Genomic DNA, 25,748 nt, shown 5'->3' on the forward strand with positions numbered 1-25,748 from the left:
TCTAATCGTGGCACCGCGCCGGCAGCGCGCCGGCGGTGAGTGCGGAGCGACGGTCATCGAGGAGCGCATTCGTGAAACCGACTCAACGGATGGCGCCGGCCCTTGCCGGGGACGGTATGTGCGTGGCCGCCGGCGACGCGGCAAGGCGAGTCCTCGCCGCGATGGCGCTGCTGGGCGCGCTCGGCATCGCACCGCCCGCCGATGCGCAGGCGGCGCGCGACGAAGCTCCCACGCCCGCCGCACGTCAGGCCGAAGCCCGCGTGCGCGACGCCGAGACCATCGCGACGCTGTCGCAGGAAGGACGGCTGCTGCTCTCACGCGATCAGGTCAAGCTCGACGGCTACGCGTACTGCAGCATGTCGGTGGCGGCGGCGGAGCGCGGCGATTTTCGCGAGAGCATCGAGGCGGCCTCGCGCGCGCTCGTCGTCGCGGCACAGACGGACAACGCCAATCTCGCCGCGCTCTCGCGCCGCGATCTGGCCATCGCCTATAGCTATGCCGGCGATCTTCCCGATGCCGAACGCTACGCGAAGGAAGCCATCGCGGCGGGCGCGGGCAATCCGCAGCAAGTGCTCGCGCCGTCGCACAAGGTCCTCGGCGATATCGCGGCGCGGCGTGGCGATCCGGCGGGCGCGCTCGGCGAGTACCAGGCGGCGCTCGCGGCGGCGTCGCCGCGTTACCGCCCGATGGTGCTGCTGTCGATCACGAACGCGCAGATCGCAACCGGCGACGCCGCTGGCGCGCGCGCGACCTTCGAGCAGACGGCGGGCGTCGACGACAGCCTGCTCGCGCCGTTGAGAAAGCGCATCGAAGGCAATCTGCTGCTCGCCGAAAACAAGCCGCAGGCCGCGCTCGACGCCTTCGCCGCGAGCGCCGCGAAAGGCGGCTCCGACGCGAGCTACGACAAGCTCTGGGCGCAGGAAGGCATGGGCCGCGCGTATCTCGCGCTCGGCGACCGCCGCAAGGCGCGGGACGCGTGGCTCGCCGCGCTCGACGAATCGGAATCGATCCGGGCGCGTTTTCGCAGCGACGAGTTCAAGACCGGTCTCTTCTCCGATACGCAGACGGTCTTCGAGGAAACAATCGCGCTCGTCGTGGAAGACGGCGACTACGCGCAAGCATGGACGCTGTCGGAAAAAAGCCGCAGCCGCGCGCTGCTCGATGTCGTGCGCAACCGGCTCGCCGCGAACGTCGACGAGACGCAGCTCAACGGCCGCGCGCTTTCGCTCGACGACGTGCGCGCTGCGCTGAAACCCGGCGAGGCGATCGTCGAATTTCACGGCCTCCCCGACCGGATGATCGCGTGGGTCGTGCGCGCCGACGGCATCCAGGGGTTCACGCTGCCGATCGCACGCAAGGACATGGCGCTCGCCGTCAACGACTTTCGCAGCGCGATCGTGCGCGGGCGTCCGCAGGCGCTGACGTATGGCGCGAAGCTGGATGCACTTCTGATCGCGCCGCTCAGTCTGCGTCCCGGCGAGCGGCTCGTCATCGTGCCGAACGGGGCGCTGCACTACATGCCGTTCCAGGCGCTGCGCAATGCGAACGGATTCCTGATTCAGCGCCACGCGCTCGCGCTCGCGCCATCGGCGAGCATCGCGGTGCAGCTCGTGCGGCGGCCGCAGCGCATCGCGAGCGATCTCGTCGCGTTCGGCAATCCACGCATCGCGCCGGAGTTCGATCTGCCGGGCGCGGAAGCCGAAGTCCGCGCGATCAGTCCGCTGTTCGCCAAGCGCGAAGCCTTCCTGCAGGGCGATGTCACCCGCAAGACCTTCAGCGACAACGCGCCGGCGGGCCGCATCGTGCATGTGGCGACACACGCGCAAGCCGACACCATCGATCCGCTGCATTCGCGCGTGCTGCTCGCGCCCGCGACGCAGCCCGCCGACGGCCCCGACCCGATGCTCGCGCAGGACATCTACAACCTGAAGTTCGATTCGGTGGCGCTCGTCACCTTGTCCGCGTGCGAGACGGCGCTCGGGCGCATCGAGCGCGGCGACGAAATCATGGGTTTCACGCGCGCGTTCTTCTATGCGGGCGCATCGGCGCTGCTCGTGTCGATGTGGCCCGTCGCCGATGAATCGACCGCGCTCACCATGCGAACGTTCTACGGCTCGCTCACGAAAGGCGCGGAGGCCATCGACGCGATGCGTGACGCGCAGCTCGCCGTGCTCGCCAACAGCAAGTTCGCCCATCCGTTCTACTGGGCGCCCTTCGACCTGATGGGCAACTGGCGGCTGACGGTCGCGCGGTGAAGTTGCGCAAGGCCCGGTTCGTTTCGATAACGACGCAGCAGTGAACGATGCCATGAAATCATTCGCTATCCGTATCAATCAGCGCCCGCGCGGAATCGTGCGCGCAGCCGGCGCGAGCCTCGCGTGCGCGGGCGCGCTGGGTGCGCTCGGCGTGCCGGACGCACGGGCGCAGCAAGTCCCGCTTCCCGGCACGCAGCAGACGCCGAGCGCGGGGACGCTGCTCAACGAGCAGCCGCGTCCGTCGACAGCCGCGCCGCCGCCCGGTGGCGCCAACGTGCTGCCTGCGCCGCCCGCGGCGGCGCCCGCCGTGCCGGAAGGCACGAAGTTCACGTTGAAAAGCATCCGCTTCGCGGGCAACGAGGCCGTGCCGTCCGACGTGCTGCTCACGCTGGCCGCCGGCAGCATCGGTCAGCAAGTGTCGATGAACGATCTCAACGCGATCGCCGCACGTATCGCGCAGGCGTATCGCGAGCGCGGCTATCCGCTCGCGCAAGTCGTGATTCCGCCGCAGGACGTGACGAGCGGCGAGCTGACCTTCACCGTGCTCGAAGGCAAGATTGGCCGCGTGAGGCTGACGGTCGCGCCGGGTGCGCCGATCAGGGAATCGATGGTGCGCGCGCGGCTCGCCGCGATCCAGCCCGGCAAGCCGCTCAGGCAGGCGGAACTCGAACGCACGATGCTGCTGCTGTCGGACCTGCCCGGCATCCGCGTGAGTTCGGCGCTGGAGACGGGCAGCGCGCCGGGGACAGTCGATCTGAACGTGACCGTCGAGCCCGTGCGCCGATGGAACTTCGCGGTCGCCGTCGATGACTACGGCGCCGCGCCCGCCGGCCGCTGGCGGCTCGGCGCAGTCGGGCGGCTCGCGTCGCCGTTCGGCATCGGCGACAACCTCGACATCAATCTGCTCGCGGCGGAGCGCGCCGATACCGTGTACGGGCGCATCGGCTACGACGCGCCCGTCAACGCGTTCGGCACGCGTGCGGGCATCGCGTATTCGCATCTCTACTACTACCTCGGCAAGAACTTCTCGGCGCTCGACGCCCACGGCGATGCCGATGTCGTGACCGCGTCGATCTCGCATCCGCTGATCCGCTCGCGCAGCCAGAACCTGTTGCTGCGCGGCGCGCTGGAGTATCGATCGCTGACGGACAAGATCGGCAGCGTGAGCTTTGAGAATCCGCAAAAGCTGTATGTCGCGAGCGTCGGGCTGTCGTACGAAAGCCGCGACAGCTTTCTCGGCGGCGGCTTCAACAGCGCGGACGTGCAGCTTTCGTTCGCGCACCTGAACATCGATTCGGCGCTTGCCGAACAGATCGATCAAGGGCCGTTCGGACGCCACACTCAGGGCAATAGCGTGCGCCTGACGATGCAGGCGAACCGCCTCAACGCGATCACCCAGAAGACGAGCTTTTTTCTCGGCGTGTCGGGGCAATGGGCCAACCAGAACCTCGACAGTTCGTCGCGCATCACGCTCGGCGGGCCACGCGCGGTGCGGGCGTATTCGCCGTCCGAGGCGGTCGTCGACGAAGGCCTGATCGGCACGGCCCAGCTTCGCTATGCGGTGATTCCGTCGCTGACGCTGTCCGCATTCTTCGATATCGGCGTCGGACGATACAACGCGCGCTCGATTCCGGGGCAGGGCGCGAACACGGTGACGCGCAGCGGCGCGGGCATCGGCGCGTTCTGGACCGGGCCGTACGGCATCACGGTGGACGGCAGCATCGCATGGCGGACGACCGGCCCCGACACGACCGGCGACGACAAGCTGCCGCGCGTGTACGTGCAGGTTTCCAAGTCGTTTTAGGCCGCTCCGCATGGAAACCGCGATGCGAATCTTCGAAACCGGCGGCACTGCAAAGCTCGCATCGCGCCGTTTAGCTATCCGGAACAAACAACGCGCGACACGAAGATGCCGACGATTTCGCGCGTCCGCCAACTTTGAATTCGACGTGGACGTTGTCGCGACGAGCGGAACTTCATGCGGCAACGCATGGCCGTTTCATCCGTGAACAGACCCTAGGAGCGCGCAATGAACGACATCACTTGTCTCCGGGCCCGCAGGCATCGCCGGGAATGGGAGCGCGCGGTCAGGCGGCTGGCGAAGCGCGCCGCGCGCTGCGCCGGACTCGACGTGCGGGCGTCGGCGCTGCTGCCGCTGCTCGTGCTCGTCGCCGCGCCCGGCGCGTTCGCGCTGCCCGTTGGCGAAAACGTCGTCGCCGGCAGTGTCGCGGTGAACCGGCCGAACCCGCACGCAATGACGATCACGCAAGGCTCGCAAAAAGGCATCGTCAACTGGAACGGATTCTCGATTCAGGGCAACGAGCGCGTCGATATTTCGCAGCCGTCGGCGCAGGCGGTGCTGCTCAATCGCGTCGTCGGCAACGACCCGAGCCGCATCGCCGGACAGCTCAATGCGAACGGGCAGGTGTTCCTCGTCAATCCTGCGGGCGTGGTGTTCGCACGCGGCGCGTCGATCAACGTGGGATCGCTCGTTGCGTCGACGCTCGGCATTTCGAACGACGCGTTCCTCGCCGGCAAATACCACTTCGCGCAGCAAGGCTCGAGTGCAGGCACGGTGACGAACGAAGCGACGATCAACGCAGCGCCGGGCGGCGCGGTGGCGCTGCTCGGCGCGCAGGTCGACAACAGCGGCCGCGTCAGCGCGACGCTCGGCAAGATCGCGCTCGGCGCGGGCAGCGACATCACGCTCGACTTCGCGGGCGACGGCCTCACGATGCTGAAGGTGAACGACAAGGTGGCGAACGCGCTCGTTCAAAACTCGGGCGTGCTCGAGACGGACGGCGGGCAGATCGTGATGTCGGTGCGCGCCGCCGACGAAGCCGCCGCGAGCGTGCTGAACCAGACGGGCACGGTGCGCGCGAGAAGCATCGAGGCGCGCAACGGACGCATCGTGCTCGATGGCGGGACGTCGGGCGTGACCGGCATCGCCGGCACTATCGACGCCAGCGCGCCGGATAGCGGAGCGGGCGGGCGTATCGACGTGACCGGGCACTACGTCGCGGTGAACGATGGCGCGCGCATCGACGCGAGCGGCGCGGCGGGCGGCGGGCGCGTGCGCGTGGGCGGCGGCGCGGCCGGCAAGGAGACGGATATCCGCAACGCCGATGCGCTGTGGATGAGCCCGAATGCGCACGTGCTGGCCGATGCGCTCGTCGCCGGCGACGGCGGCAACATCGTCATGTACGGGACCGAGGCGGCGCGCGTCTACGGAACGTTGTCGGCGCGAGGCGGTGCGCAAGGCGGGAACGGCGGGCTTGTGGAAACGTCCGGAAAGTATCTCGACACGGCCGGCGCGCAAATTCATCTCGGGGCACCGATGGGCCACGGCGGGCAATGGCTGCTCGATCCCGCGAACATCGAGATCGTGACCACCGCGCCGTCGACGCTCAGTGCGCCGCAGTCCAGCGTGGATGCCGGGACGAACACCGTTACCTTCACGCCAGGCGCCGGCAACAGCTTCGTGCTCGCGAACACCGTCAGCAATCAGTTGAGCGAGGGCGTCTCGGTGACGGTCTCGACCACGGCCACCGACCCGACGCCCGGCAACGGCGATATCACGATGAACCGTGGCGTCGTCATCACGAAGGCGGGACCGACGCCCGTTCCCGATGCGACGCTCACGCTGAGCGCGGCCGGGTCGATCATCGTGTCAGGGCAGATCGGCGGCGATGCGGGGCAGGCGTCGCCCGCGGGACGCCTGAACGTCGTACTCGACGCGAATCAGAGCAGGGCGGCGGACGGCGCGAACCGGGTCGTGCTGTCCGGCGCGTCGATCAGCACCAACGGCGGTTTCGTGACGATCGGCGTGCCAGCCGCGCTAGCGAGCACGCCCGCCGCCGCGACCGCTTTCGATGGCGCGGCCGTCGGCTTGTCCGGCGCGATCATCGATACGACCGTGCAGACTGCATCGCCGGGAACGCAGACCGGCTCCATCACGATCAACGGGCGCGGCGCGCTGACGATCCCGACTCCGCCTGACGGCTCGGGCCAGACGCCGACGCAATTCCCGACCAACACGCCGCTCGCCGCCGTCAACATGATCGATTCGACGCTCGCGACTTCCGTCGGCGCGATCGCGATCAACGGCGAGAGCGGCAACGCGCCGCCCCTCGCGCTGGGCGGCGTGCGGATCATCGGTAACACCGCCATCAGTTCCGGCAGCGGCAATGTCAGCATTCGGGGCGTCGCGCAGACCGTGCCGGGTTCGTCGCCGAGCTTGTCGACGGGCGTATCGGCTGTGGGCGTCGCGCTTATTCCGACGACGGGCAGCACCGTCCTGGCGCCGAGCCTGGTGTCGCAGTCGGGCAATATCGTCATCGACGGCACTGCGCCCAACGTGCAGGCATCGACATCGGTCAATGGCGCGGGCGTGCGTCTCGAACGCGCGACGATCAGCACCGCGAGCGGCGCTGTATCGGTCACGGGCCGCGCGCCCGCGTATCCGGCGAACGTGAATGCCGGGACGAGTCTCGTCGACGGCGTCGAAGTGGTCAGCGCGAATCTCGCGGCGGGCGGGCGCATGCTCGTGCAAGGCACGGTGCAGCCCGCGCCAGGCGTGTCTGCCGGCGTGCCGGGAACGGGCGTTTCGGTCACCGGCGTTGCGAGTGCATCGACGACGATCACCTCGGCCAACGCGGACATACGCATCTACGGCGGCGGCAACGCGCTGCCGGGCGTGTCGTTGCAAGGCGGCCCCGGCGGCGGCAACGTGCGGCAGGTCGATATCCGCGCGGCCAACGGCGATATCGACATTCGCGGCTACACGACGAATCAGCCCGACGACGGCGTGTTCTTTCCCGGCGTGCAGATGAACAATGCGTCCGTGACCGCGCAGGGCAACGGCCGTCTGCTGTCGATCACCGGGCAGACGCCCAGCGTCTCGCCGGCCATCGCGCTCAACGACGCGGTTGTGTCGGCGGGACGCGACCCGGACGCCTATGAAACGTCCGATACCGGCGGCACGCTCGTGTTGCGCGCGACGAGCGGCGCGGCTGTGCCCATCACGATCACGACGGTGTCGACCGCTGCGGCATCGTCGCTATTCGCGCCGGGCGGCAACCTCGTGTTCGTGCCGGGTGGACTCGCGCCGGACACGTTCGACCTCGTCGCCCGGAACGACACGCCGATCAGCGTCGGCGGCGCGGGCAACGGCTTCACGGTCACGCAGCCCGTGCTCGGCCAGATTTCGCCGAATGTCTCGAACGTGATCGTCGGATCGTCGACGCATACCGGGCCGATCACGCTCAACGTCAACGCGCCGACGACGGGTGCGCAGGCGCTGACGCTCGCGAACGGCGGCAACGGCAGTCAGGGGATCGCGCTGCCAGTCGGCTTCTCGGGCGATACGCTGACCTTGCATTCAGCCGGCACGGTGACGGAAAACGGCGCGGGCATCCAGGCATCGACGCTCAACCTGGTCGGGCCGGGCGTCTTCGAACTGGCGAGCGCGCCCAACAGCGTCGGCTCGGTCAGCTTCTCCGGCACGCGCGATGTCAGGCTCACGAGCGCGGGGGACATCAGCATCGCCGATCCGGGCGGTTACACGTTCGATGGCGTAACGGCGCGCGTCGTGCCGCCGGGCGGCGCCGGCGCGACGCTGGCGGGCAGTGTCGATCTGCGCACGACCGATGGCGGCGAAAGCGGCCCGGGCGACATCTTCGTGCCGGTGCCGATCGTCGAAACCGCAAGCGGCGCTTCCACGCTCGCTTTTCATTCGAGCGATGTGCTGAACCTGCAAAACGACATCACGTCGACGGGCGGGCCGCTCGACATCGTCGCCGATGCGCGCAACGCGATCATCGCGCTCGGCAATGCGGGCGAGGGCGCGGAGTATCGCATCCGCTTCGCGACCAATGGCGGCAACGTCACGATGGGCACGCTCGACGGCGGCGCCACCGGTTTCGACGGCGCAACGCTGCAGGTCCGGTCCACGGACATCGACACGCGCGGCGGCGCGGGCGGCGGCAATGTCACGCTGCATGGCGTCGCGCCGCAACAGATTTCGCTCGGCGACGGCGGCGGATCGTTCCCGGCCTTCGGCACGCCCTACGGCGTCGACCTGAACGACGCGACGGTTTCATCGGGCACGGGAAGCATCGAGGTGCAAGGCCAGAGCCTGAATCCCGCAGCGAACGCGGGCGGCGGCGTGATCCTTCGCAATGCGGGCAACCCCGCCAGCGTGACGCCCGGCCCGACGCGGCTCGTCTCGCTGGCGGCCGACTCCGCGAGCGGCGGCGCGATACGCCTCTACGGCACGGGCAGCGGCGCGGGCAACCACGGCGTCGCGGTGCTCGACGGCGCGTCGATCGAAGCGCCGAACGGGACCGTCGATGTGCGCGGCGCAACGACCGGCGCCACCGCCGATGGCTATGGCGCGCTGCTGTGGTCCGGATCGATCGCGGCGGCGAACGTGCGCGTCGCCGGCTCGACGAGTACGGACACGCCGGGCATCGGCATCGGCGGGGTGAGCCTGCCGCCGAACGCGCAACTCGCCGCGCCGGGGTTTGCGATCAACGCAGGCACGGGCGGCGCCGTGATCCTTCGGCCCGCGAACAACGGCACGGACAGCAGTCTCGCCGTGCGCAGCGGACCGGCGTCCATCGCCGCGCCGGGCGGCACGCTCGCCATCGCGCCGGGCTCGGTCGATCCGTCGAGCTTCGCCGTGATCGCGCAGGTCAGCATCCCGATCACGCTGTTCGGCACGAGCGCGACACCGGGCCTCTCGATCGACGCCACGAGCTATCAGGCGTTCTCGCCCGCAATTTCGACACTCGTGCTCGGATCGTCGACGCAGAGCGGGCGCATCACGGTACAAGGCGCGTGCGCGGGCGGCACGGGCTGCGTGCCGCGTCCCGCCGTCGCGACGAATCTCACGCTGCAGAACACGGGCGCGGGAAGCCAGGGCATCGACCTTCCGTCCGGCATTGCATTGCCCGGGAAGACGCTCGCGCTCCTGTCTTCCGGTCCGGTCACCGATCCGGGCGGCATTCAAGCGCAGACGTTGCTGCTCGGCGGCGGCAGCGGCGACTTTCAGCTCGTCGATGCGGGCAACGACGTCGGCGTGCTCGCGCTCGCCGGGGCGCACGATGTCCGGGTCTCCAACTCGCACGGATTCGTGATCGGCACGGCGAGCGCCAACGGCTTCGATGGCGCGGCGGGCAGCGTCGCCGCGATCGGCGCACAGCCGCCCAACGTGACGCGCAACCTGACCGCCATCGCCGATACCGGCGCGATCGCGCTCGGCACGCCCGGCGCGCCTTCGCAACTGAGCGCGGGCGGCGACATCGACCTCGTGATGCAACAGGGCGTATTCCAGAACGATGCGGGCGGCACGCTGGCCGCCGGCGACGCGTGGCGCATATGGGCCGCGACGCGCAATAACGAGAACCGCAACGGCATCGACCCGGGCGGCGCGCTGCCGAACTTCTACGGCTGCGTCTACGGCGGCATCTGCAGCTGGAACGGCCAGTTGTCGCAAAACGTCGTCCCGGCGACCGGCAATCACTTCGTGTATGCCGATCGGCCAACAGTGACCGTCACGATCGGCAATCAGGCGCGCGTCGAAGGCACGCCGAACGGCTCCTTCACGTTCGATGTGACCGGTCTGCTCGGTGGCGATTCGCGCGGCTCGAGCCTTGCCGGCGGCGTGCACGGCTCGCCCGCGACGCCCAATTCTCCGGCAGGCAAATATCCGATCGACGGCGCGTTTTCGTCGCCAGTGGGCTACGAGGTCGTCGTGCAGCCGGGCACGCTCACCGTCACGCCGATGCAGCTTCAGGGCGCCGTGTTCAATCGCAGCGGCCTGCAGCCGCTTTTCACGGCGCAGGAGCAGACCTTCGTCTACGAGAGCAATCTGGGCGGCATCAATATTTGCGTCGGCACCAACGAGCCGATCCTCGCGATGCAGCAAGCCGAGAGCGAAGCCGACACGCTCGCGGCGGAATGGAAACGCGTGCGCTCGCGGCCGAATCTCAACAACTGCCTCGCCGTGAACGGGCAGCACGGTTGCGGCGAATTCTGAGCGGGGCCGCGATGATCGACATCGAACCGCTGCTCGCGCCGACCGAATCGATGCCGCCCGCGGGCATCGATCTGGAATACGACGCGGCTTTTCTCGCCTTCGAAGCCCTTGCGCGCGAAGGCCCCACGCGCCAGTTCGACGCGCCCGCCGAGCCGCCGCCGTGGACCGACGTGCTCGAACAGGCGCAGGCGCTGCTCGCGCGTTCCAAGGACGTACGGGTGGCCGTGGCGTGGACGCGGGCCGCGTCGCATGTGCAGGGTCTTGGCGGCTTTCTCGCGGGCATGCGCCTGCTGACCGGCTTGCTGGAACGCTACTGGGACGGCCTGTACCCGCAGCTCGATCCCGACGATGACAACGACGCCGCGCTGCGCATCAACGCGCTTGCTCCGCTCGCGGACGCCTACACGCCGTTTGCGGAAGCCGAGACGCTGCTGCACGATCTGCGCGAATGCGAAGTCGGCCGCGTGCATGGCGAGCGGCTGACCGTGCGCGACATGCTCGTCGCGCAGGGCAGGCTCGCGCCGCAGGAGGGCGCGGTTGCGGCGAGCCTGCCGCGCGTCGAAGGCATGCTGGCGGACGCAATCGCGCACGATCCCGCGATGCTCGCCGATGCGCTCGATTTAGCCCAGGCCGTGCAGGCGCTCGCCGACTGCATCGCGCAGAAGCTCGGCGCCGAGCGCGCCCCGTCGATGACCGCGCTGACGACGGCCGCGCGCCAGATCGCCGCGCAGTTTCGCGCGATCGCACCGGTGGATGCCCATGACGAACCCGCCGTGACGATTGCGCAGTCTTCGCCCGCGCCGGCGATGCATCGCGGTGTCGCGAGCCCCGGCGAGATCGCCACGCGCGAGCAGGCCATCGCGGCGCTCGACGCCGTGTGCGCGTTCCTCGAACGCACCGAGCCGACGAGTCCCGCGCCGCTGCTGATTCGCCGCGCACGCGGGCTCATCGGCAAGGACTTTCTCGCGGTGATGCAGGACCTTGCGCCCGATGGCCTCCCGCAGATTCATCTCATCGCCGGAACGAAGCCGCAGTGACGCGTTGAAACGGCACGCGCGCCGTTCGTCTTTTCAAGATCAGAGAGAAGGAGAACGCGATGAGCGGACGAGATTTCCTCCAGCCTGCGCCGATGCAGGTCATCGATGGCGTGCGCATCGGGACGCTGATCGGCTTCAGCGGCGACGGCGCGCGCCCGCTCGTCGTCTATCCCGGCCACCCGGGCGGCGCGGCGTCGCCCGCGCGCACGATTCCCGATGTGCGCGGCGCGCATATCGGCGGCGAGGTGCTCCTGATGTTCGATGGCGGCGATCCGGCGCGGCCGGTCATCATCGGCTGCCTGCGTGAAGACCACGCGTGGCCGCTCGATGAAGCGCCCGCACAGGTCGAAGCGGATGCCGACGGCGAGCGGCTCGTCGTGACCGCGAAGGAGGAGATCGTGCTGCGATGCGGGCAGGCGAGCATCACGCTGACGAAGGCCGGCAAGGTGCTGATACGCGGCACGTATGTGTCGAGCCGGTCCTCGGGCGTGAACCGCATCAAGGGCGGATCGGTGCAGCTTAATTGACCGGCCGATGAAGATGGAATTGATCAACGCTACCCGCATGGCCGCGGGCTACACGATGGGCACGGAGCCGAGCGGACGCGAATCGCTCGTCGTCGTCGTCAAGGGGACGTTCCGTCTGCCCGCGCCCGGCGAGCCGGTGCGCCTCGCCGATGAGCAAGCGCCGCTCGTCCTGGCCGATACCTTCACGGGTCAGCCGGGCTTTTCCGCGCCGTATTACGAAGTGGATTACTGACGCGAGTCATCATGCGCTTCGATCGCTCCATCATTTTGCCGATCGTGCAGCAACACGTCGAAGACGCCGCCTGTCTGCGCAACACGCGCTCGGTTGTCGTGCGCGCGCCGAATGTCAAGCTGAAGCACCTTGCCCGTCTCGACGAGCGCATCGCCGCGCACCTCGATGGCATCGCCGTCGCGGACCGCGCCGGTGCGCAACTGAGCATGCAGGCGCTCGATCGTCCGGGGAAGGGGGAGCTTTTCACCGCTGCGGTTGGTTGCATCGAGGCGCACGCCGGCAAAACGCTGCTGCAGCTCATTGCGTTGAGCGAGGCCGTGCCCGCTTCGCGATCCGGCCTGCATTCGGCCTTCGGCTGGGTCTCTGCAAGCCGTCTGCAGGAGATCGTCGGTGTGTTGCTCGAAAGCGGTGACCCCGCTGCGCAGCTCGCGGGCGTCGCGGCCTGCGCGCAACATCGCGTGGACGCGAAGCGCGCGCTGGATGCGGCCATCGCCTCGCCGGACGCCGCCGTGCGCGCCCGTGCATTGCAATGCGCCGGAGAAACGGGGCGCATGGATTTGCTCCCGTGCTGCATCGCGCATCTCGACGACGAAGACGCGCCATGCCGCCTGCACGCCGCGCAATCCGCGCTGCTGCTCGGCGACCGCAACGCGCCGCTCGCCGTGCTGGCGGAACTCGCGCTCGCCCATGCAGACGCCGCCGCGCTCGCCGCAAGCACGCTGTCCCCCGGCGACGTCCACACGCTGCTGCAACGCATTGCGGCGCAGCGAAACAGCAAACGCCTCTTGCTCCGCACGATCGCGCACGCGGGCGACCCGCGCTTCATTCCGTGGCTGATCGAACTGATGGCGGACGACTCGTACGCCCGCATCGCCGGCGAGAGCTTCAGCTTCATTACCGGCGCGGATCTCGCGTGGCTCGATCTCGATCGCAAGCCGCCCGCGCATCTTCCGCCGGGGCAGACCGACGACCCGAACGACACCGATGTCTCGATGGACGAAGACGACGGCGCCCCGTGGCCCGACGCGGACAAGGTCGCGCAATGGTGGCGCACGAACGCAGCGCGCTTCGCGAGCGGCCGGCGCTATCTGTGCGGCGCGCCGCCATCGAAGGCGCATTGCATCGGCGTGCTGAAGGACGGCTATCAACGTCAGCGCATGGCCGCCGCGCGCCATCTCTGTCTGCTCGATCCGGGCACGGCGCTCTTCAACTGCGCCGCGCCCGCGTGGCGCCAGCAACGCAGTCTCGCGATGCTTTAAATCTGCGCACCGCTGGATCGTCTTGAAAGCGTGATCTCATGCTCACGCGAAGGAGTCGTCATGGCAACCAGCAGTCAGAAGTTCATCGGCCGCAATCGCGCACCGCGCGTGCAGATCGAATACGACGTCGAGACCTACGGCAGCGAGAAGAAAATCCAGCTTCCGTTCGTCATGGGCGTGCTGGCCGATTTGTCGGGCAAGCCGGCCGAGGCCCTTCCGCCCGTCGAACAGCGCAAGTTTCAGGAAATCGACGTAGACAATTTCGACAGCCGCATGAAGGCGATGCATCCGCGCGTCTCGTTCCAGGTGCCGAACAGGCTGACGGGCGAGGGCAATCTGAGCGTCGACATCACGTTCGAAAACATGGACGACTTCTCGCCCGCCGCTGTCGCCCGCAAGGTCGATGCGCTCGCCAAACTGCTCGAAGCGCGCACGCAGCTCGCCAATCTCGTCATCTTCATGGATGGCAAGAATGGCGCGGAAGAATTGATCGCACGCGTGCTCGACGATCCCGCATTGCTCAGCACCCTCGCCAAGGCCACGCCGCCCGTCGATGCAGCCGTCACGCCGCCGGCCGCCGCAGCCGCTGAATGAGCCCTGAAAGGAAACGACCATGTCCGATATTCCGCAAACCGCTGCGTCGTCAGGGGAAGCGCCGTCCGCATTGCAGGGCGCGACGCTCGAAGGCGACGACCTCGCCGCGCTCCTGAACCGCGAGTTTCGTCCGAAGAGCGACGAGGCGAAAACCGCCGTGCAGACGGCCGTGCAGACGCTTGCGCAGCAGGCGCTCGCGCAGACGCAGATCATTTCCGGCGACGCCATCCGCTCCATTCAGGCGATGATCGCCGAGATCGACGCGAAACTGACCGATCAGGTAAACGAAGTGATTCATCACCCGGACTTTCAGAAACTCGAAGGTTCCTGGCGCGGGCTGCATTATCTGATCAACAACACCGAAACCGACGAGATGCTCAAGATTCGCGTGATGAACATCTCGAAGAAGGATCTCGGCAAGACGCTCAAACGTTTCAAGGGTATTGCGTGGGACCAGAGCCCGCTCTTCAAGCAGATTTACGAGCACGAGTACGGCCAGCTCGGCGGCGAGCCGTTTGGCGTGATGATCGGCGATTACTATTTCAACCAGACGCCGCCCGATGTTGAATTGCTCGGCGAGATATCGAAGATTGCGGCGTCGGCGCATGCACCGTTCATCGCCGCTGCCGATCCGAGTCTTTTACAAATGGATTCGTGGCAGGAACTTGCCAATCCACGCGATCTGACGAAGATTTTTGGCACACCGGAATATGCGAGCTGGCGTTCGCTGCGCGCGTCGGAAGATTCGCGATACATCGGCCTTGCGATGCCGCGCTTTCTGGCGCGCGTGCCGTACGGGGCGCGGACCGAGCCCGTCGATGAATTCGACTTCGAGGAGGACACCGGTTCGGCCGATCATACGCGCTATACGTGGGCGAATTCGGCATACGCGATGGCCGTGAATATCAACCGCTCGTTCAAGCTGTATAGCTGGTGCTCGCGCATTCGCGGCGTGGAGTCGGGCGGTGCGGTCGAAGGTCTGCCCGTGCATAGCTTTCCTACCGACGATGGCGGCGTCGACATGAAGTGCCCCACTGAGATCGCCATTTCCGATCGGCGCGAGGCCGAGCTCGCGAAGAACGGTTTCATGCCGTTGATACATCGCAAGAACTCGGACTTTGCGGCTTTCATTGGGGCGCAGTCATTGCAGAAGCCGTTCGAATACGAAGATCCTGATGCTACGGCGAATGCTGCTTTGGCCGCGCGGCTGCCGTATCTTTTTGCGTGCAATCGCTTTGCGCATTACCTGAAGTGCATCGTGCGGGACAAGATCGGGACGTTCAAGGAACGCTCCGACATGGAGAGCTGGCTCAACAAGTGGATCACGCAGTACGTGGACGGCGATCCGGCGAACTCGTCGGAGCACACCAAGGCGCAGAAGCCGCTCGCTGCGGCGGAAGTCAAGGTGCAGGAAGTGCCCGGGGCGCCCGGGTACTACACTTCGCAATTCTTCTTGCGGCCGCATTATCAGTTGGAAGGGTTGACGGTTTCTTTGCGGTTGGTCTCGCGGTTGCCTTCTGCTAAGCAGGCTGCATGAGTGTTTTGCTTGCGGTAGGGGTTCGTTTTTGTTCGGCTTCTATCCGCGGTGGTTTGTTTGCTCGCCCTCCGCGCCGGGCGGGGCGACTCGCTCGACGTTTTGGCGATGCTTTTGCTCTATTGCCCCTAGCATCGCTTTGCTTGCATTCGTGTCGGTCTATTAGTGCGCCCCTCCCCGGGGCGGGGGTCACTTTCTTGGCTGTCGACCAGAGTTGGCGCTTTAGCGCCTTACTCTGGTCCCATGCAAAGAAAGTAACCAAAGAAGCAGCTTTTCTGGCCCGAAGCACTGACTCGTGTGGCCACTTCGTAGAACATCAGTGGCACTCAGCTTGACAGAGCCTTGAATCACCTTCCACGCCCACTGACGACTAACGTCCTCCGAGCCCCTTGGCTCGTTAACACCAGTGGAGCACTGCGCGCCACGCAAAAGGAAAGCCCACAAGAGACCTTCGGCGGCACGCGACAAACTCATTCAGTCGCCAACGATTTTTTCTTGACCGCAAAGAGGCCGCATTCGTTTGTCGTTCGCTGCCGTTGCCTTCATTTGTGCTGTTGCTGATCTTATTCCGCCGCTGTTCTTGTCAGTTGCACTACTTGCGGTTTCGCACTTGACCTAATCTTAAGTCTTCATCAGGCATCCAATCGTTCGCCTTGCCACGGCACACAATACCCGACGCGTTATCGCGACCAAGCCACCGCTTGTCGCCGCTAGCATCCCCAGCATTTGAATATGACCCATGTTCTCCGCCGATGATGCGCCCGGACAAAAGTCTTGACGCTCACCGGCGCGACCCCGACGGTTTTACGCTGCCGACGGTTTTATTTGATTCGACTGCGAGCATAGTTGACTACTGCGGTTCGTCTGCCCGAATCGTCGTGGAGCGGCGGGTGACACATTTGACTCGGGCCACGACCGGGCACGCCGCCGTCAATGCCTTTGCAAGTGCGCTTCGATTTCGCGCGTATTGAGGGCCGAGAGATCTTCGTTGATCTCTTCGTAAATCATCCGACGCGTCTCCTCGCTCAGTCGCTCGCGAAGCATCCCGAGAAATTTCGGCTCCACCACCAATCGCAATCGCTGATACCGATGATGAAGCCTTCCCTCTTCGACACGGTCAGCGACGGTCTTCGCGAATTTCTCGCGTTCCTTCTCGCTCAGCGTCGGCCCACTAGGGGCAGCATTGACGAGGTCTTCGATTTCCCGCAACTCCAGTTTAAGTCCCGGTGTCTCGAAGATTCGAGCGCGGCTGCCGTCGGCAACGACAACCCAGGTAGTGACAGCCATGGTGCGCCTCTCAGGGTGATCGGACGCCGGCTCGGCGGCCATCGTAAATCGTCGCATGACTTCAGCGAGCTCGCCGGTCAACGACACTCTATCTCCAACGCCCATCGATCACGGACCGTGGGGTCTCCCCGCGCTCCTGCGCGAGCGATGGATAGTCGGTATACCCTCGCTCGCCGCCTCCGTAGAATGTGGAGGGGTCCGGCGAATTGAGCCGGGCGTGCGACCGCAGGCGTTCCGGCAGGTCGGGATTGGCGATGAACAAGCGTCCGAACGCGATCAGGTCCGCGTTGCCGTCCTCGAGCCATCTTTCCGCACTGCCGCCGTCGAACCCACCCGCAACCATCAGCACACCACGATAAGTGCGGCGTATCATCTCGCTCATGCGTTTCGCGCGCTCGAGGAAAGCCTCATCCTCACCGGTCGCCGCCAGCGCGGGATTGACGATATGCAAATAGGCTAACCGGTATTGATTGAGCTTCTCGACGACGTAAGAAAAAGTCGCCTCGGGGTCGTCGTCATGCATGTCGTTGAAGGTGCCAAGAGGAGAGAGCCGTACGCCGACCTTCTCTGGTCCCCACACTTCGCAAACCGTCTCGATCACCTCGATCAGCAGCTTGGCCCGACGCTCGATCGATCCGCCATATGCGTCGGTGCGGCGGTTCGCGCCGGACAACAGGAACTGGTCGAGCAGATATCCGTTCGCGCCATGTACTTCGACACCGTCCATACCGGCAGCCTTTGCGTTGCGCGCACCCCTGAAGTATTGCCGCACGAGATAGGGCATCTCTTCGACCTGCAGCGCGCGAGGCTTGACGCAGGGCGCGACGACACCTTCGCCCCGCTCGTTCTCGATAAACGCCTCTGCTTTCGGTTGGATCGGAGAGGGTGCAACCGGCAGCATTTCATCGGGCTGCAATGAGGGGTGCGATATGCGTCCTACGTGCCACAGCTGCATGAACATCAACCCGCCTGCCTCGTGCACGGCGTCCGCCACGAGCCGCCAGCCTTCGACCTGCGCCAGCGTGTGTATCCCAGGCGTCCATGCGTAGCCCTGTCCTTGCATCGACACCTGGGTCGCCTCGCTGATGATTAGCGCGGCCGTTGCGCGCTGCGCGTAGTAGCAGGCGTTGAGCTGGGACGGAACGTTGCCTGGCCGGCTCGCCCGCGAACGCGTCAGCGGCGCCATGACGACACGATGACGCAGGTTGTATGGCCCCACCTTTACGGGTTCGAACAGCTTGCGCAGGGGAATTTGCTCGTCGCGCTGCCGGGCTTCTCCGGGTGCGATTTCTGTATCAGGCATATTCGTTCCCTGTGCTTGTGACTCGGCCCGAACAGTGCTGCGAAGGATCGACGTCGAACGACATCAACAGACCTCGCTCTTCGCGAAGTTTAGCGATGACCCGGCGCGCGTTTCTTTCTGGTTGCTGCTCCGTTGTGTCACGATCCTGCGGTTACCGGGTCTGTCGCGCCATCGGAAGGCGATGCGGCCGGGGCGAGCGTCCGATGCGGACCGGCTATTGCGGCCGCTTTCCATCTGCGGCCACAGGTCGCCGGACAAACCGTCGAGTGGTCCGCCGTGAAAGAGGGACTCAGGCGGCGACAGACCGCCCTGATTGCGGGCCCTGAGCTCCATGTAATGCTCGTCGCACAGCATCCGCTGCCGGCGCTGGCCGTATTCGGCGATCCTGATCTGGGAACTAGCCCGCTTGCCACAAACGCTGCAAGCGGGCGTGACGTTCTCCATAGGGTGGGCAGAGGATGGTCTTTCTCGCCACGCGCGCACAGCCTGACGAGTTGCGTCGCGAAGTACCGCAGGTGTCGCTTGAATTGATGCGCGCCCAGTTCCGCGATCCAGTCTTCGACGCCTTCACGCGGGGTATCGTCGACAACTATGGAAGCTGACGAGCAGTTTCACGATGCCGCCGTGCGCGCACCGCGCTATTTGATGTCGAGACGCCGCTTCGCTGCGGGTTCATTCGCCGCTTTGGGCACCCGCACGGTGAGCACGCCGTTCTCGAAACTGGCTTCGGCACGATCGAGATCGACGCCGGAGGGCAGCGGAATCGCGCGCTTGAACTCTCCGAACGCCCGCTCCACGCGGTAGCAGCCCTTCTCGTCGCTCTTCGATTCGATGCGCTTCTCGCCGGTCAGCACCAGCATGTCCTCCACGACTTCGAGCTCCACGTCCTCGCGCGACAGACCTGGCAACTCGGCCACGATGCGAAGCGCGTCGCCGTCGTCGATCACGTCGACGCGCGGCTCAAAGCGGCTGGGACTGAAGTCGCCGAACCAGTTGCCAAGCGGTCCTATCCCGCCGAACGGATCCCGTATCAGGTCGGTGAGAAGATGCAGGGGGTCGGGCAGCGGCCAACGCGCCGCATCCAGCGAGGCTGACGCGGCCGAGGACCCGGACGCGGTCGCGGGGGCTTGCTGTGAGGGCGAGGCGTTCTGCTCCGCGCCCGCGCCCTTTTCCTCGGGGCTCTTGCGCAGGAAGCGGAAGGGGTTCCATTTCTCGAGGTCCAATAGCATCGCTATGCTCCTTGCTCCAATGAGCCGTCAGAGCGGCCCGAATCTTCAGTGACTTCTGCCGATGATCGCGGCCGATGTCAGCCCTCGCCATATTCGAACTCCGGCAGTTTTTCAGGGCATCCTTGTTTGCGCCGACCACGATCACCTTCGGCGCTATCTGCTTGAAATGCTGAATGGGCGATGGCGACCCGGCGCGCCTTGATCAAGAGAAATCCTCCGGCGTCGATGATCGCGGTCGAGAGCGAGCCATCGGGCGTGACCAACAGGCCGTCGACGCGGCCGATCGTTTCCTTCTTTCGTTGTAGACATCAGCGTGAATCCATCTTCGACGCGCGACAGCATATTGCGATCAGCCGCGTTTCGGCGGCGGTCATGCCGAGCGTCGCCTTGCCGGCGATGGGCGCATCCTGCGCGGTTGCGCCGTTGGCCACGAGGCCGCCAAGAATGCACAACGGGATACGAGAACGCCGGGCGCAGGACGCGCTCATGAGTGCAGCGGCGCGTTTTGCTTGTCGCGAAGGTCGGCGCCGCGCCAGTTCCGTGCGCCGAGCCCCAGGACGAGCAGAAGTGCGCCGGTCACGATCGCGTAGGTGCCGATCATCCAGACGAGGGCAAGCGCTCCCGCACCGGGGTAGACCAGCACGAAGATGCCGAACAGAATCGACAGGCTACCGATGCACAACAGCAGCCACTGCGTGCGGCCGCGCCTTTTCAGCCGAACCCAGGCGATGAGGTCGAACACGCCGGTAACGATGGCGTTCGCGCCCATCAAGGTGATCAGCACGAGCGCCGTGACGCCCGGCGCCGCGAGGGCGATCACGCCCGAAGCGATCATGCACAGGCCGAGCAGCAAGGGAATCCACCAGTCGGTGCGGATCGAACGATTTCGTATCGCCGCGCTGACCGCCGCGATGCCGCCGATGAGTGCATACGCCGCGAACATCGCGACGAGAAGCAGCAGAGTGAGACCCGGCCAGAAGAGCGCGAGGAGGCCGAACAGAATCCCGGCGGCCCCACGCAGCGCGAGCATCCACCATGCGCGTCCGAGCAGTGCGTCCATTGGTTGGGTTCCTCAGCCAGATCGCGGGTAGTGTGCCAATACAGCGCGTGCACTCCATATTTCATCAAGCGTACGTCCTTGAGGCGCGCTCGTCTTTCGAGTTCCTGCCTAAAGGCGTCGGATTCCTGCGTTCGTACGTCGCTCGTCGATTCAGTCGAGAACGCATCGCCGGATCGTAGGGGTGGTGCGCAAGGCCAATGCGGTGAAATGCGGCGGCGGCTGAACGTCCACGCGCGCCGCGATACCGGTTGGCGAGAGTCTTCCTTCCAAAAGGATCGACTGCGCTAGCCGCAACTCTTCGGTCGTCAGGTAGAAGCGGCGCGCATGCCCCGTTGCGCTCTTAAAGGCCCACGCAAAATGCGACGGGCGCATCTGCGGGGATGCATGTTGACCAGGCGTTGAGCGAGGCCGCGCCGGCCCGGGACCTGCAGGCCCGCGCGAAGATCGAGCACGAACCTGCAAGTACTCGATGATCTCGGAGAGAAAGCAGGTGAATCAAGCGCGCTCTTCGCGATCCCGCGCGGCGCGCGCTGCGATTGCGGCATCGACGGGATCGTCGCGCTGCCGCATCAACCAGTAAACGCTGCCAAGCGCGACCAGCGCGGCCGCGAGCGCGGCGATGCGCGCGGGGTCCGTGGCGGGATCGAGGATGATGAACTTACGGGCTATCGCGAGCATCGCCACGAGGATCACTGTCTTGACCTGCACGATGTGATCGCGTCTTAACATGACGCGGGTAATCGAATGTTTGAATTCCATCGCGATCAGCAGCGTCATTACCATTCCGAAAACGGCCTGAAAGATCCCATGATCCAGCGGACTGAGCGCCCCCGACAGCAATAGCGCCACGACCGCGCGAATCAACTGCCACAGCGATACGACGATGATCACCGAGATCACGACGCTCAGAATATGGGCGATGACTTGCTCGAAGCGTTCGTAGAAGGTCAGCACGCGCCATTGCAGCCGGAACTCGTCGACGTTCTTGCGAAATGGGCTTGGTTTGCTCATGGGACGGTTCGCAGGAAGGCGCGGGCGCGGAGTGACGCCGATAAAGCCGTGGACGCGCAGTTGCGGCGGCAACGAAAGCCACAGTTCGGCCCCCGTGATGTTGAGCCACGCGTGCGGCCGTTTCTTTCGCTTTCGTGCTGATTCTTTTTCTTTATCTGCTGCGCGCAATGCGCCTCACTCGCAGAAGGAAGTCACTAGACCGGCGCGACCACACTGAAGCCACTAAACCGCCCCGCCTTGCCCCGCGCAAGCGGCAACTCAATACCTCAATCCGCCGCGAGCAATACCGTCGCCCCCGCCGCATCCCCGATCCACACCGCACTAGCGGTGAAATTATCATGATTAGGCCGCGCTGCCTCCCGCAACTGTGCCACCATCAAATCGAGCCACACCGCGGGCGTCTGCGCGCGTCCAATGGCTTCGATCATCAAAGACTCGTCGAGATACTCCCAAAACCCATCGGTGCAGAGCAAGAACGCATCCCCCTCGGCAATGAGGAAAGGCTCTTCGGAAGCCGCAATCGACAGATCCTCCGCCGTGCCAAGCGCGGAAAACAGCACATTGCGACGCGGATGCCCGCGCACGTCCCGCGTATCGAGCAGGTTTGCATCGATCATGCTCTGCACGAGACTATGATCCTGCGTCTGCACCACGGTCGCCCCACGCCGGAAGCAGTAAAGCCGCGTATCGCCGCAATGCGCCCACGCCGCCACGCCTGCCGTCTCGTCGATGCCCAGCAAGACCGCCGTCGAGCGCATCTGCGAACGCTCGCGATCATGTTCCTGAGCATCGATGATCGCGTCGTTCGCGCGCAAAAGCACGCGCAGCAAATTGAGGCCCGTCAGCGCGACGCCCGCCGCCGCAACGCGCGTCAGTTCCGCCAAGACCGTATCGACCGCGATGCGCGATGCCGCATCGCCGCCGCCGTGACCGCCCGCGCCGTCCGCGACGACGCTCGCGAACAGCGTGCCGTGCCGCCACTGGCCATACGCGTCCTCGTTGCGAGACCGGCCGCCTACCTCGCTCACGCTCGCGGTTTGCAGTTGCATGTCGATTCTCTCGTCAGCGGCGAGCGCGCCGGTTCAGTGCGTCGATCTGCGCTTCGTACGCCGCCACGAATGCGCGGCCGAAGAGCGTATGAAAATCCTCGGTCGCTTCGCTCGAAAGCTGACCGTACATCTGCGTGAAGCAATCCCAGCAGCGCGCGCGGCGGCTCAGTCCCGGCAGCAAGCCATCGAGCATGGAGCGACCCGACAGGCGCGCCTCGATGCGCTCCGGCTCGAAGCGCTCGAACACGCCATCGAGCGCGGCGCGCATGCCCGCCACCACGCCGACCTGATGCGCCCGCAAGTCGGCATAGGCGTCGTCGAGTGCGGCGGCGGGCGGCATGAAGCCGCGCATCGGCGGATTGAGAAAATGCGCGAGCGCAGCTTCGACGTTCGGCGAAAACTTGAGCGGATTGTTGTCGGCTGCGGCGATCACCGTCGCCTCCGTGCGCATCTCGCGCTTGAGCGCAGCGCGGGCCGCCAGCAGTTCGAGCGTGCCGCGCGTCGCCTCGCGCAACAACTGGCCGACGAGCTGCATCAGCGCGGGCGATAAGGCGTCGATATGCACGCCCGGCGCGTCGAGGCCGCGCAGGAACGCATCGACGAGCGCGCGATCGTCGCCCGATGCGGCTTGCGCCGTGCGAGGCGCGGCGGGGCGGGGCGCGGCTTGCGGACGCGGCGGCGTGAACGCGCTATGCAGTTCGGACCCGGCGTCGGAATGCGTTGCCGGCGGCTCCACGGGACGCACGCCGCTCGTCAGGCTCGCGAACGGATCGGCGTCGTGAGCGGTGTTCGGTTGCGACAGCGGATTGGTCAGCGGATCGACGACTGCGCCCGCACGGAGATCGAACAACTCGTCGATGGTGCGTTTCGACGCGGGATCGTCGAAGGAAAAGTCGAAGTCGCCGGTGGCGCGCGGCAAAGGCGCGGGCGGGGCGCGCAGCAGTTCGTCGGCGGTCTCGGCTTCGGGCGCGGCCTTGGCGCGCGGCGCGTCGAACAGCCCGGCGAACGGATCGTCCGATGGCGTTTCGCTGCTGACCGTGTCGTCGTCGCCCGAGACATCCACGCGCAACTGATAGCCGCCGATCTGCACCTGGTCGCCATGCGCGAGTGGCACGTCCTGGCCCGGATCGAGCGGCGCGCCGTTGACGAGCGCCGGGTTGCTGCCGCGATCGATCAGCCGGTAACGTCCGTCGCGCCGCACGATCTGAACGTGCAGACGAGATACGGTGCGCTCGGCGTCGTCGAGCACGAGCCGGTTCGTCGCCGCGCGGCCGACCGTCCCGCCGTCGGCATCGAAGGTCGCCGCGAGCGGCACGCGCGGCGGCTGTCCGTTATGAAGCGTCACCGTGAGCGTGAGCATGGTTCCGCCGATTCAGTCGAACGCATAGACGAAGTCGTCCGCGCTCGCCGACAGGCGAATGTGCGCGAGCGCGCGGCCTTCCGTGAGGCGCGTCAGATACTCCATCGAGATGCGCGGCAGCACGGTGTTCGTGAGCAGCGCGTCGATCACGCGCCCGCCGGATTCCGCTTCCGTGCAGCGCGAAACGATCAGCTTCACGGCGTCGTCGTCATAGTCGAACGGAATGCCGTGATTGTCCGCGACGCGGCGGCGGATGCGCGACAGTTGCAGGCGCACGATGTCGGCCATCATCGCGTCGGACAGCGGGTAGTACGGCACCGCGACGAGGCGCCCGAGCAGCGCGGCGGGAAACACGTCGAGCAGCGGCCCGCGCAATGCGCGCGCGAGCGCTTCGGGCGCGGGCGGATTGGCTGGATCGCGGCACATCGACATGATGAGCTCCGAGCCGACATTCGACGTGAGCAGGATGATCGTGTTGCGGAAGTCGATCGCGCGGCCTTCGCCGTCTTCCATCCAGCCCTTGTCGAAGACCTGGAAGAATATCTCGTGAACATCGGGATGCGCCTTCTCGACTTCATCGAGCAGGACGACGCTATACGGCCGGCGGCGCACCGCTTCGGTGAGGATGCCGCCCTCGCCATAACCGACGTAGCCGGGCGGCGCGCCCTTCAGCGTCGACACGGTATGCGCCTCCTGGAACTCGCTCATGTTGATGGTGATGACGTTCTGCTCGCCGCCGTACAGCGTTTCGGCAAGAGCGAGCGCGGTTTCCGTCTTGCCGACGCCCGATGTGCCCGCGAGCAGGAACACGCCGACCGGCTTGTCCGGATTGTCGAGCCGCGCGCGCGATGTCTGGATGCGCTTCGCGATCATCTCGAGTGCATGGCGCTGGCCGATCACGCGGCGGTCGAACGCATCGGCGAGATTCAGCACGGCGGCAAGCTCGTTCTTGAGCATCTTGCCGACCGGAATGCCGGTCCAGTCCGCGACCACGCCCGCGATCACGCCCGCATCCACGCTCGGCAGGATCAGCGGGGCGTCGCCCTGAAGTTCGGCGAGACGCGATTTCAGGCCGGCGAGCTTCGAAAGCAGGGCATCGCGCGAGTCCGATGCCGCATCGACGGCCTGGCCTTTCTCACGCAGCGTCGCGCGCAGCGAGAGCAGTTCGTCGACGACGCGCTTCTCTTCCTCCCAACGCAACTCCAGCCCGCCGAGCGCATCGCGTTCGCGGGCGAGCATCGCGGCGACATCGGCGGCGCGCGTGCCGGTATCGACGCCCGCATTTGCTTCCCGCGCGACGATCTGCGCCTCCACTTCGAGCGCCTCGATGCGGCGGCGGCAGTCGTCCACTTGCGGCGGCGTCGCGTGCTGGCTGACGGCGACGCGCGCACACGCGGTATCGACGAGCGATACCGCCTTGTCCGGCAACTGCCGCGCCGGAATATAGCGATGCGACAGCCGCACGGCCGCCTCGATCGCCTCGTCCAGCAACTGCACGCGATGATGCCCTTCCAGCACCGCCGCGACGCCGCGCAGCATCCGCACGGCCTTGTCCTCGTCGGGTTCGTGAACCTGCACCACCTGAAAGCGCCGCGTGAGCGCGGGGTCTTTCTCGATGTGCTTCTTGTACTCGGCCCACGTCGTCGCGCCGATCGTGCGCAGATCGCCGCGTGCGAGCGCGGGCTTGAGCAGATTGGCCGCGTCGCCGGTTCCGGCCGCGCCGCCCGCGCCGACCAGCGTATGCACTTCGTCGATGAAAAGAATCACCGGCTTCGGGCTCGCCTGCACTTCCTCGACGACCTGCCGCAGACGCTGCTCGAACTCGCCTTTCATGCTCGCGCCCGCCTGCAGCAGCCCAAGATCGAGCGACAGCAGCGCGACTTCGCGCAGCGGCGGCGGCACGTCGCCGCGCACGAGACGTTGCGCGAATCCTTCGACAACCGCCGTCTTGCCGACGCCCGCTTCGCCCG

At 66.3% G+C, this 25,748-nt stretch carries 21 protein-coding genes; 10 read left to right on the top strand and 11 right to left on the bottom strand.

Going from position 1 to position 25,748, the window contains the following annotated elements:
• The first annotated feature begins 71 nt into the window (after positions 1–71).
• The 9 genes from BG57_RS17680 (at position 72) to tssC (ending at position 15,482) form a co-directional block, all read left to right on the top strand.
• Complete coding sequence (locus BG57_RS17680) at positions 72–2,255, top strand: CHAT domain-containing protein (protein WP_229753918.1); 2,184 nt, start codon at positions 72–74, stop codon at positions 2,253–2,255.
• A gap of 52 nt (positions 2,256–2,307) precedes the next feature.
• Positions 2,308–4,059 carry a ShlB/FhaC/HecB family hemolysin secretion/activation protein gene (locus BG57_RS17685; RefSeq protein WP_052005877.1) on the top strand — a complete coding sequence of 584 codons (1,752 nt, stop codon included), beginning with the start codon at positions 2,308–2,310 and terminating at the stop codon, positions 4,057–4,059.
• A 225-nt stretch (positions 4,060–4,284) separates the two neighbouring features.
• Positions 4,285–10,296: a two-partner secretion domain-containing protein gene (locus BG57_RS31235; protein WP_052005875.1), complete on the top strand. Its 6,012-nt coding sequence runs from the start codon at positions 4,285–4,287 to the stop codon at positions 10,294–10,296.
• 11 nt (positions 10,297–10,307) lie between these two features.
• Positions 10,308–11,333, top strand: a complete 1,026-nt coding sequence (gene tssA / locus BG57_RS17700; protein WP_035966663.1) for a type VI secretion system protein TssA — start codon at positions 10,308–10,310, stop codon at positions 11,331–11,333.
• A gap of 59 nt (positions 11,334–11,392) precedes the next feature.
• On the top strand, positions 11,393–11,860 hold the full coding sequence (locus BG57_RS17705; protein WP_035966664.1) for a DUF6484 domain-containing protein: 468 nt from the start codon (positions 11,393–11,395) through the stop codon (positions 11,858–11,860).
• A 7-nt stretch (positions 11,861–11,867) separates the two neighbouring features.
• On the top strand, positions 11,868–12,092 hold the full coding sequence (locus BG57_RS17710; protein ID WP_035966665.1) for a DUF2169 domain-containing protein: 225 nt from the start codon (positions 11,868–11,870) through the stop codon (positions 12,090–12,092).
• Between the two features lie 11 nt (positions 12,093–12,103).
• Positions 12,104–13,351, top strand: coding sequence for a TIGR02270 family protein (locus BG57_RS17715; protein ID WP_035966666.1), 1,248 nt, complete (start codon positions 12,104–12,106; stop codon positions 13,349–13,351).
• A gap of 60 nt (positions 13,352–13,411) precedes the next feature.
• Complete coding sequence (gene tssB / locus BG57_RS17720) at positions 13,412–13,945, top strand: type VI secretion system contractile sheath small subunit (RefSeq protein WP_035966667.1); 534 nt, start codon at positions 13,412–13,414, stop codon at positions 13,943–13,945.
• 19 nt (positions 13,946–13,964) lie between these two features.
• Positions 13,965–15,482, top strand: a complete 1,518-nt coding sequence (gene tssC / locus BG57_RS17725; RefSeq protein WP_035966669.1) for a type VI secretion system contractile sheath large subunit — start codon at positions 13,965–13,967, stop codon at positions 15,480–15,482.
• 927 nt (positions 15,483–16,409) lie between these two features.
• Here the strand turns inward: tssC and BG57_RS17730 are convergent.
• The 3 genes from BG57_RS17730 to BG57_RS17740 all read right to left on the bottom strand — a co-directional run bounded on the left by BG57_RS17730 (position 16,410) and on the right by BG57_RS17740 (position 18,513).
• The gene (locus tag BG57_RS17730) at positions 16,410–16,847 is read right to left on the bottom strand and encodes a host attachment protein (protein ID WP_308743633.1); all 438 of its coding nucleotides are present in this window, start codon (positions 16,845–16,847) and stop codon (positions 16,410–16,412) included.
• Positions 16,848–16,854: 7 nt separating this feature from the next.
• Positions 16,855–18,069: an alkene reductase gene (locus tag BG57_RS17735; RefSeq protein WP_081850933.1), complete on the bottom strand. Its 1,215-nt coding sequence runs from the start codon at positions 18,067–18,069 to the stop codon at positions 16,855–16,857.
• A 63-nt stretch (positions 18,070–18,132) separates the two neighbouring features.
• Positions 18,133–18,513 carry a hypothetical protein gene (locus tag BG57_RS17740; protein ID WP_035966670.1) on the bottom strand — a complete coding sequence of 127 codons (381 nt, stop codon included), beginning with the start codon at positions 18,511–18,513 and terminating at the stop codon, positions 18,133–18,135.
• Positions 18,514–18,527: 14 nt separating this feature from the next.
• Between BG57_RS17740 and BG57_RS33065 the strand changes: the two genes are divergently transcribed.
• Positions 18,528–18,671 carry a hypothetical protein gene (locus tag BG57_RS33065; protein ID WP_160174738.1) on the top strand — a complete coding sequence of 48 codons (144 nt, stop codon included), beginning with the start codon at positions 18,528–18,530 and terminating at the stop codon, positions 18,669–18,671.
• A 36-nt stretch (positions 18,672–18,707) separates the two neighbouring features.
• On the opposite strand, the gene BG57_RS17745 is transcribed toward BG57_RS33065, so the two are convergent.
• The 8 genes from BG57_RS17745 to tssH all read right to left on the bottom strand — a co-directional run.
• The gene (locus BG57_RS17745; protein ID WP_035966671.1) at positions 18,708–19,298 is read right to left on the bottom strand and encodes an Hsp20/alpha crystallin family protein; all 591 of its coding nucleotides are present in this window, start codon (positions 19,296–19,298) and stop codon (positions 18,708–18,710) included.
• A 77-nt stretch (positions 19,299–19,375) separates the two neighbouring features.
• Positions 19,376–19,561 carry a hypothetical protein gene (locus BG57_RS33820; protein WP_229753919.1) on the bottom strand — a complete coding sequence of 62 codons (186 nt, stop codon included), beginning with the start codon at positions 19,559–19,561 and terminating at the stop codon, positions 19,376–19,378.
• 45 nt (positions 19,562–19,606) lie between these two features.
• A complete protein-coding gene (locus BG57_RS33825) occupies positions 19,607–19,786 on the bottom strand; it encodes a hypothetical protein (protein ID WP_229753920.1) in 180 nt (59 codons plus the stop codon).
• Positions 19,783–20,358: an HdeD family acid-resistance protein gene (locus tag BG57_RS17755; RefSeq protein ID WP_035966672.1), complete on the bottom strand. Its 576-nt coding sequence runs from the start codon at positions 20,356–20,358 to the stop codon at positions 19,783–19,785. The genes BG57_RS33825 and BG57_RS17755 overlap by 4 nt, the downstream gene beginning before the upstream one ends.
• Before the next feature lie 495 nt (positions 20,359–20,853).
• Positions 20,854–21,369 carry a phosphate-starvation-inducible PsiE family protein gene (locus BG57_RS17760; protein WP_035966722.1) on the bottom strand — a complete coding sequence of 172 codons (516 nt, stop codon included), beginning with the start codon at positions 21,367–21,369 and terminating at the stop codon, positions 20,854–20,856.
• Positions 21,370–21,635: 266 nt separating this feature from the next.
• Complete coding sequence (locus BG57_RS17765) at positions 21,636–22,418, bottom strand: PP2C family protein-serine/threonine phosphatase (RefSeq protein ID WP_035966673.1); 783 nt, start codon at positions 22,416–22,418, stop codon at positions 21,636–21,638.
• Between the two features lie 13 nt (positions 22,419–22,431).
• Positions 22,432–23,778: a type VI secretion system-associated FHA domain protein TagH gene (tagH, locus tag BG57_RS17770; RefSeq protein ID WP_035966675.1), complete on the bottom strand. Its 1,347-nt coding sequence runs from the start codon at positions 23,776–23,778 to the stop codon at positions 22,432–22,434.
• 12 nt (positions 23,779–23,790) lie between these two features.
• Positions 23,791–25,748 (bottom strand): type VI secretion system ATPase TssH (tssH, locus tag BG57_RS17775; protein ID WP_035966676.1); only part of this gene is annotated, 1,958 nt, incomplete at its 5' end.

Origin of the sequence: Caballeronia grimmiae (genome assembly GCF_000698555.1) — a bacterium.
Taxonomy (GTDB): Bacteria; Pseudomonadota; Gammaproteobacteria; order Burkholderiales; family Burkholderiaceae; genus Caballeronia; species Caballeronia grimmiae.

Bases quoted from the DNA above. Each gene is read 5' to 3' on its own strand.
- BG57_RS17765 (WP_035966673.1), bottom strand. From the start codon at position 22,418: ATGCAACTGCAAACCGCGAGCGTGAGCGAGGTAGGCGGCCGGTCTCGC.
- BG57_RS17760 (WP_035966722.1), bottom strand. From the start codon at position 21,369: ATGAGCAAACCAAGCCCATTTCGCAAGAACGTCGACGAGTTCCGGCTG.
- BG57_RS17735 (WP_081850933.1), bottom strand. From the start codon at position 18,069: ATGCCTGATACAGAAATCGCACCCGGAGAAGCCCGGCAGCGCGACGAG.
- tagH (WP_035966675.1), bottom strand. From the start codon at position 23,778: ATGCTCACGCTCACGGTGACGCTTCATAACGGACAGCCGCCGCGCGTG.
- BG57_RS33065 (WP_160174738.1), top strand. From the start codon at position 18,528: ATGGTCTTTCTCGCCACGCGCGCACAGCCTGACGAGTTGCGTCGCGAA.
- BG57_RS17740 (WP_035966670.1), bottom strand. From the start codon at position 18,513: ATGGAGAACGTCACGCCCGCTTGCAGCGTTTGTGGCAAGCGGGCTAGT.
- BG57_RS17715 (WP_035966666.1), top strand. From the start codon at position 12,104: ATGCGCTTCGATCGCTCCATCATTTTGCCGATCGTGCAGCAACACGTC.
- BG57_RS17685 (WP_052005877.1), top strand. From the start codon at position 2,308: ATGAAATCATTCGCTATCCGTATCAATCAGCGCCCGCGCGGAATCGTG.
- BG57_RS17755 (WP_035966672.1), bottom strand. From the start codon at position 20,358: ATGGACGCACTGCTCGGACGCGCATGGTGGATGCTCGCGCTGCGTGGG.
- BG57_RS33825 (WP_229753920.1), bottom strand. From the start codon at position 19,786: ATGAGCGCGTCCTGCGCCCGGCGTTCTCGTATCCCGTTGTGCATTCTT.
- BG57_RS17710 (WP_035966665.1), top strand. From the start codon at position 11,868: ATGAAGATGGAATTGATCAACGCTACCCGCATGGCCGCGGGCTACACG.
- BG57_RS17705 (WP_035966664.1), top strand. From the start codon at position 11,393: ATGAGCGGACGAGATTTCCTCCAGCCTGCGCCGATGCAGGTCATCGAT.
- tssC (WP_035966669.1), top strand. From the start codon at position 13,965: ATGTCCGATATTCCGCAAACCGCTGCGTCGTCAGGGGAAGCGCCGTCC.
- tssA (WP_035966663.1), top strand. From the start codon at position 10,308: ATGATCGACATCGAACCGCTGCTCGCGCCGACCGAATCGATGCCGCCC.
- BG57_RS17745 (WP_035966671.1), bottom strand. From the start codon at position 19,298: ATGCTATTGGACCTCGAGAAATGGAACCCCTTCCGCTTCCTGCGCAAG.
- BG57_RS31235 (WP_052005875.1), top strand. From the start codon at position 4,285: ATGAACGACATCACTTGTCTCCGGGCCCGCAGGCATCGCCGGGAATGG.
- tssB (WP_035966667.1), top strand. From the start codon at position 13,412: ATGGCAACCAGCAGTCAGAAGTTCATCGGCCGCAATCGCGCACCGCGC.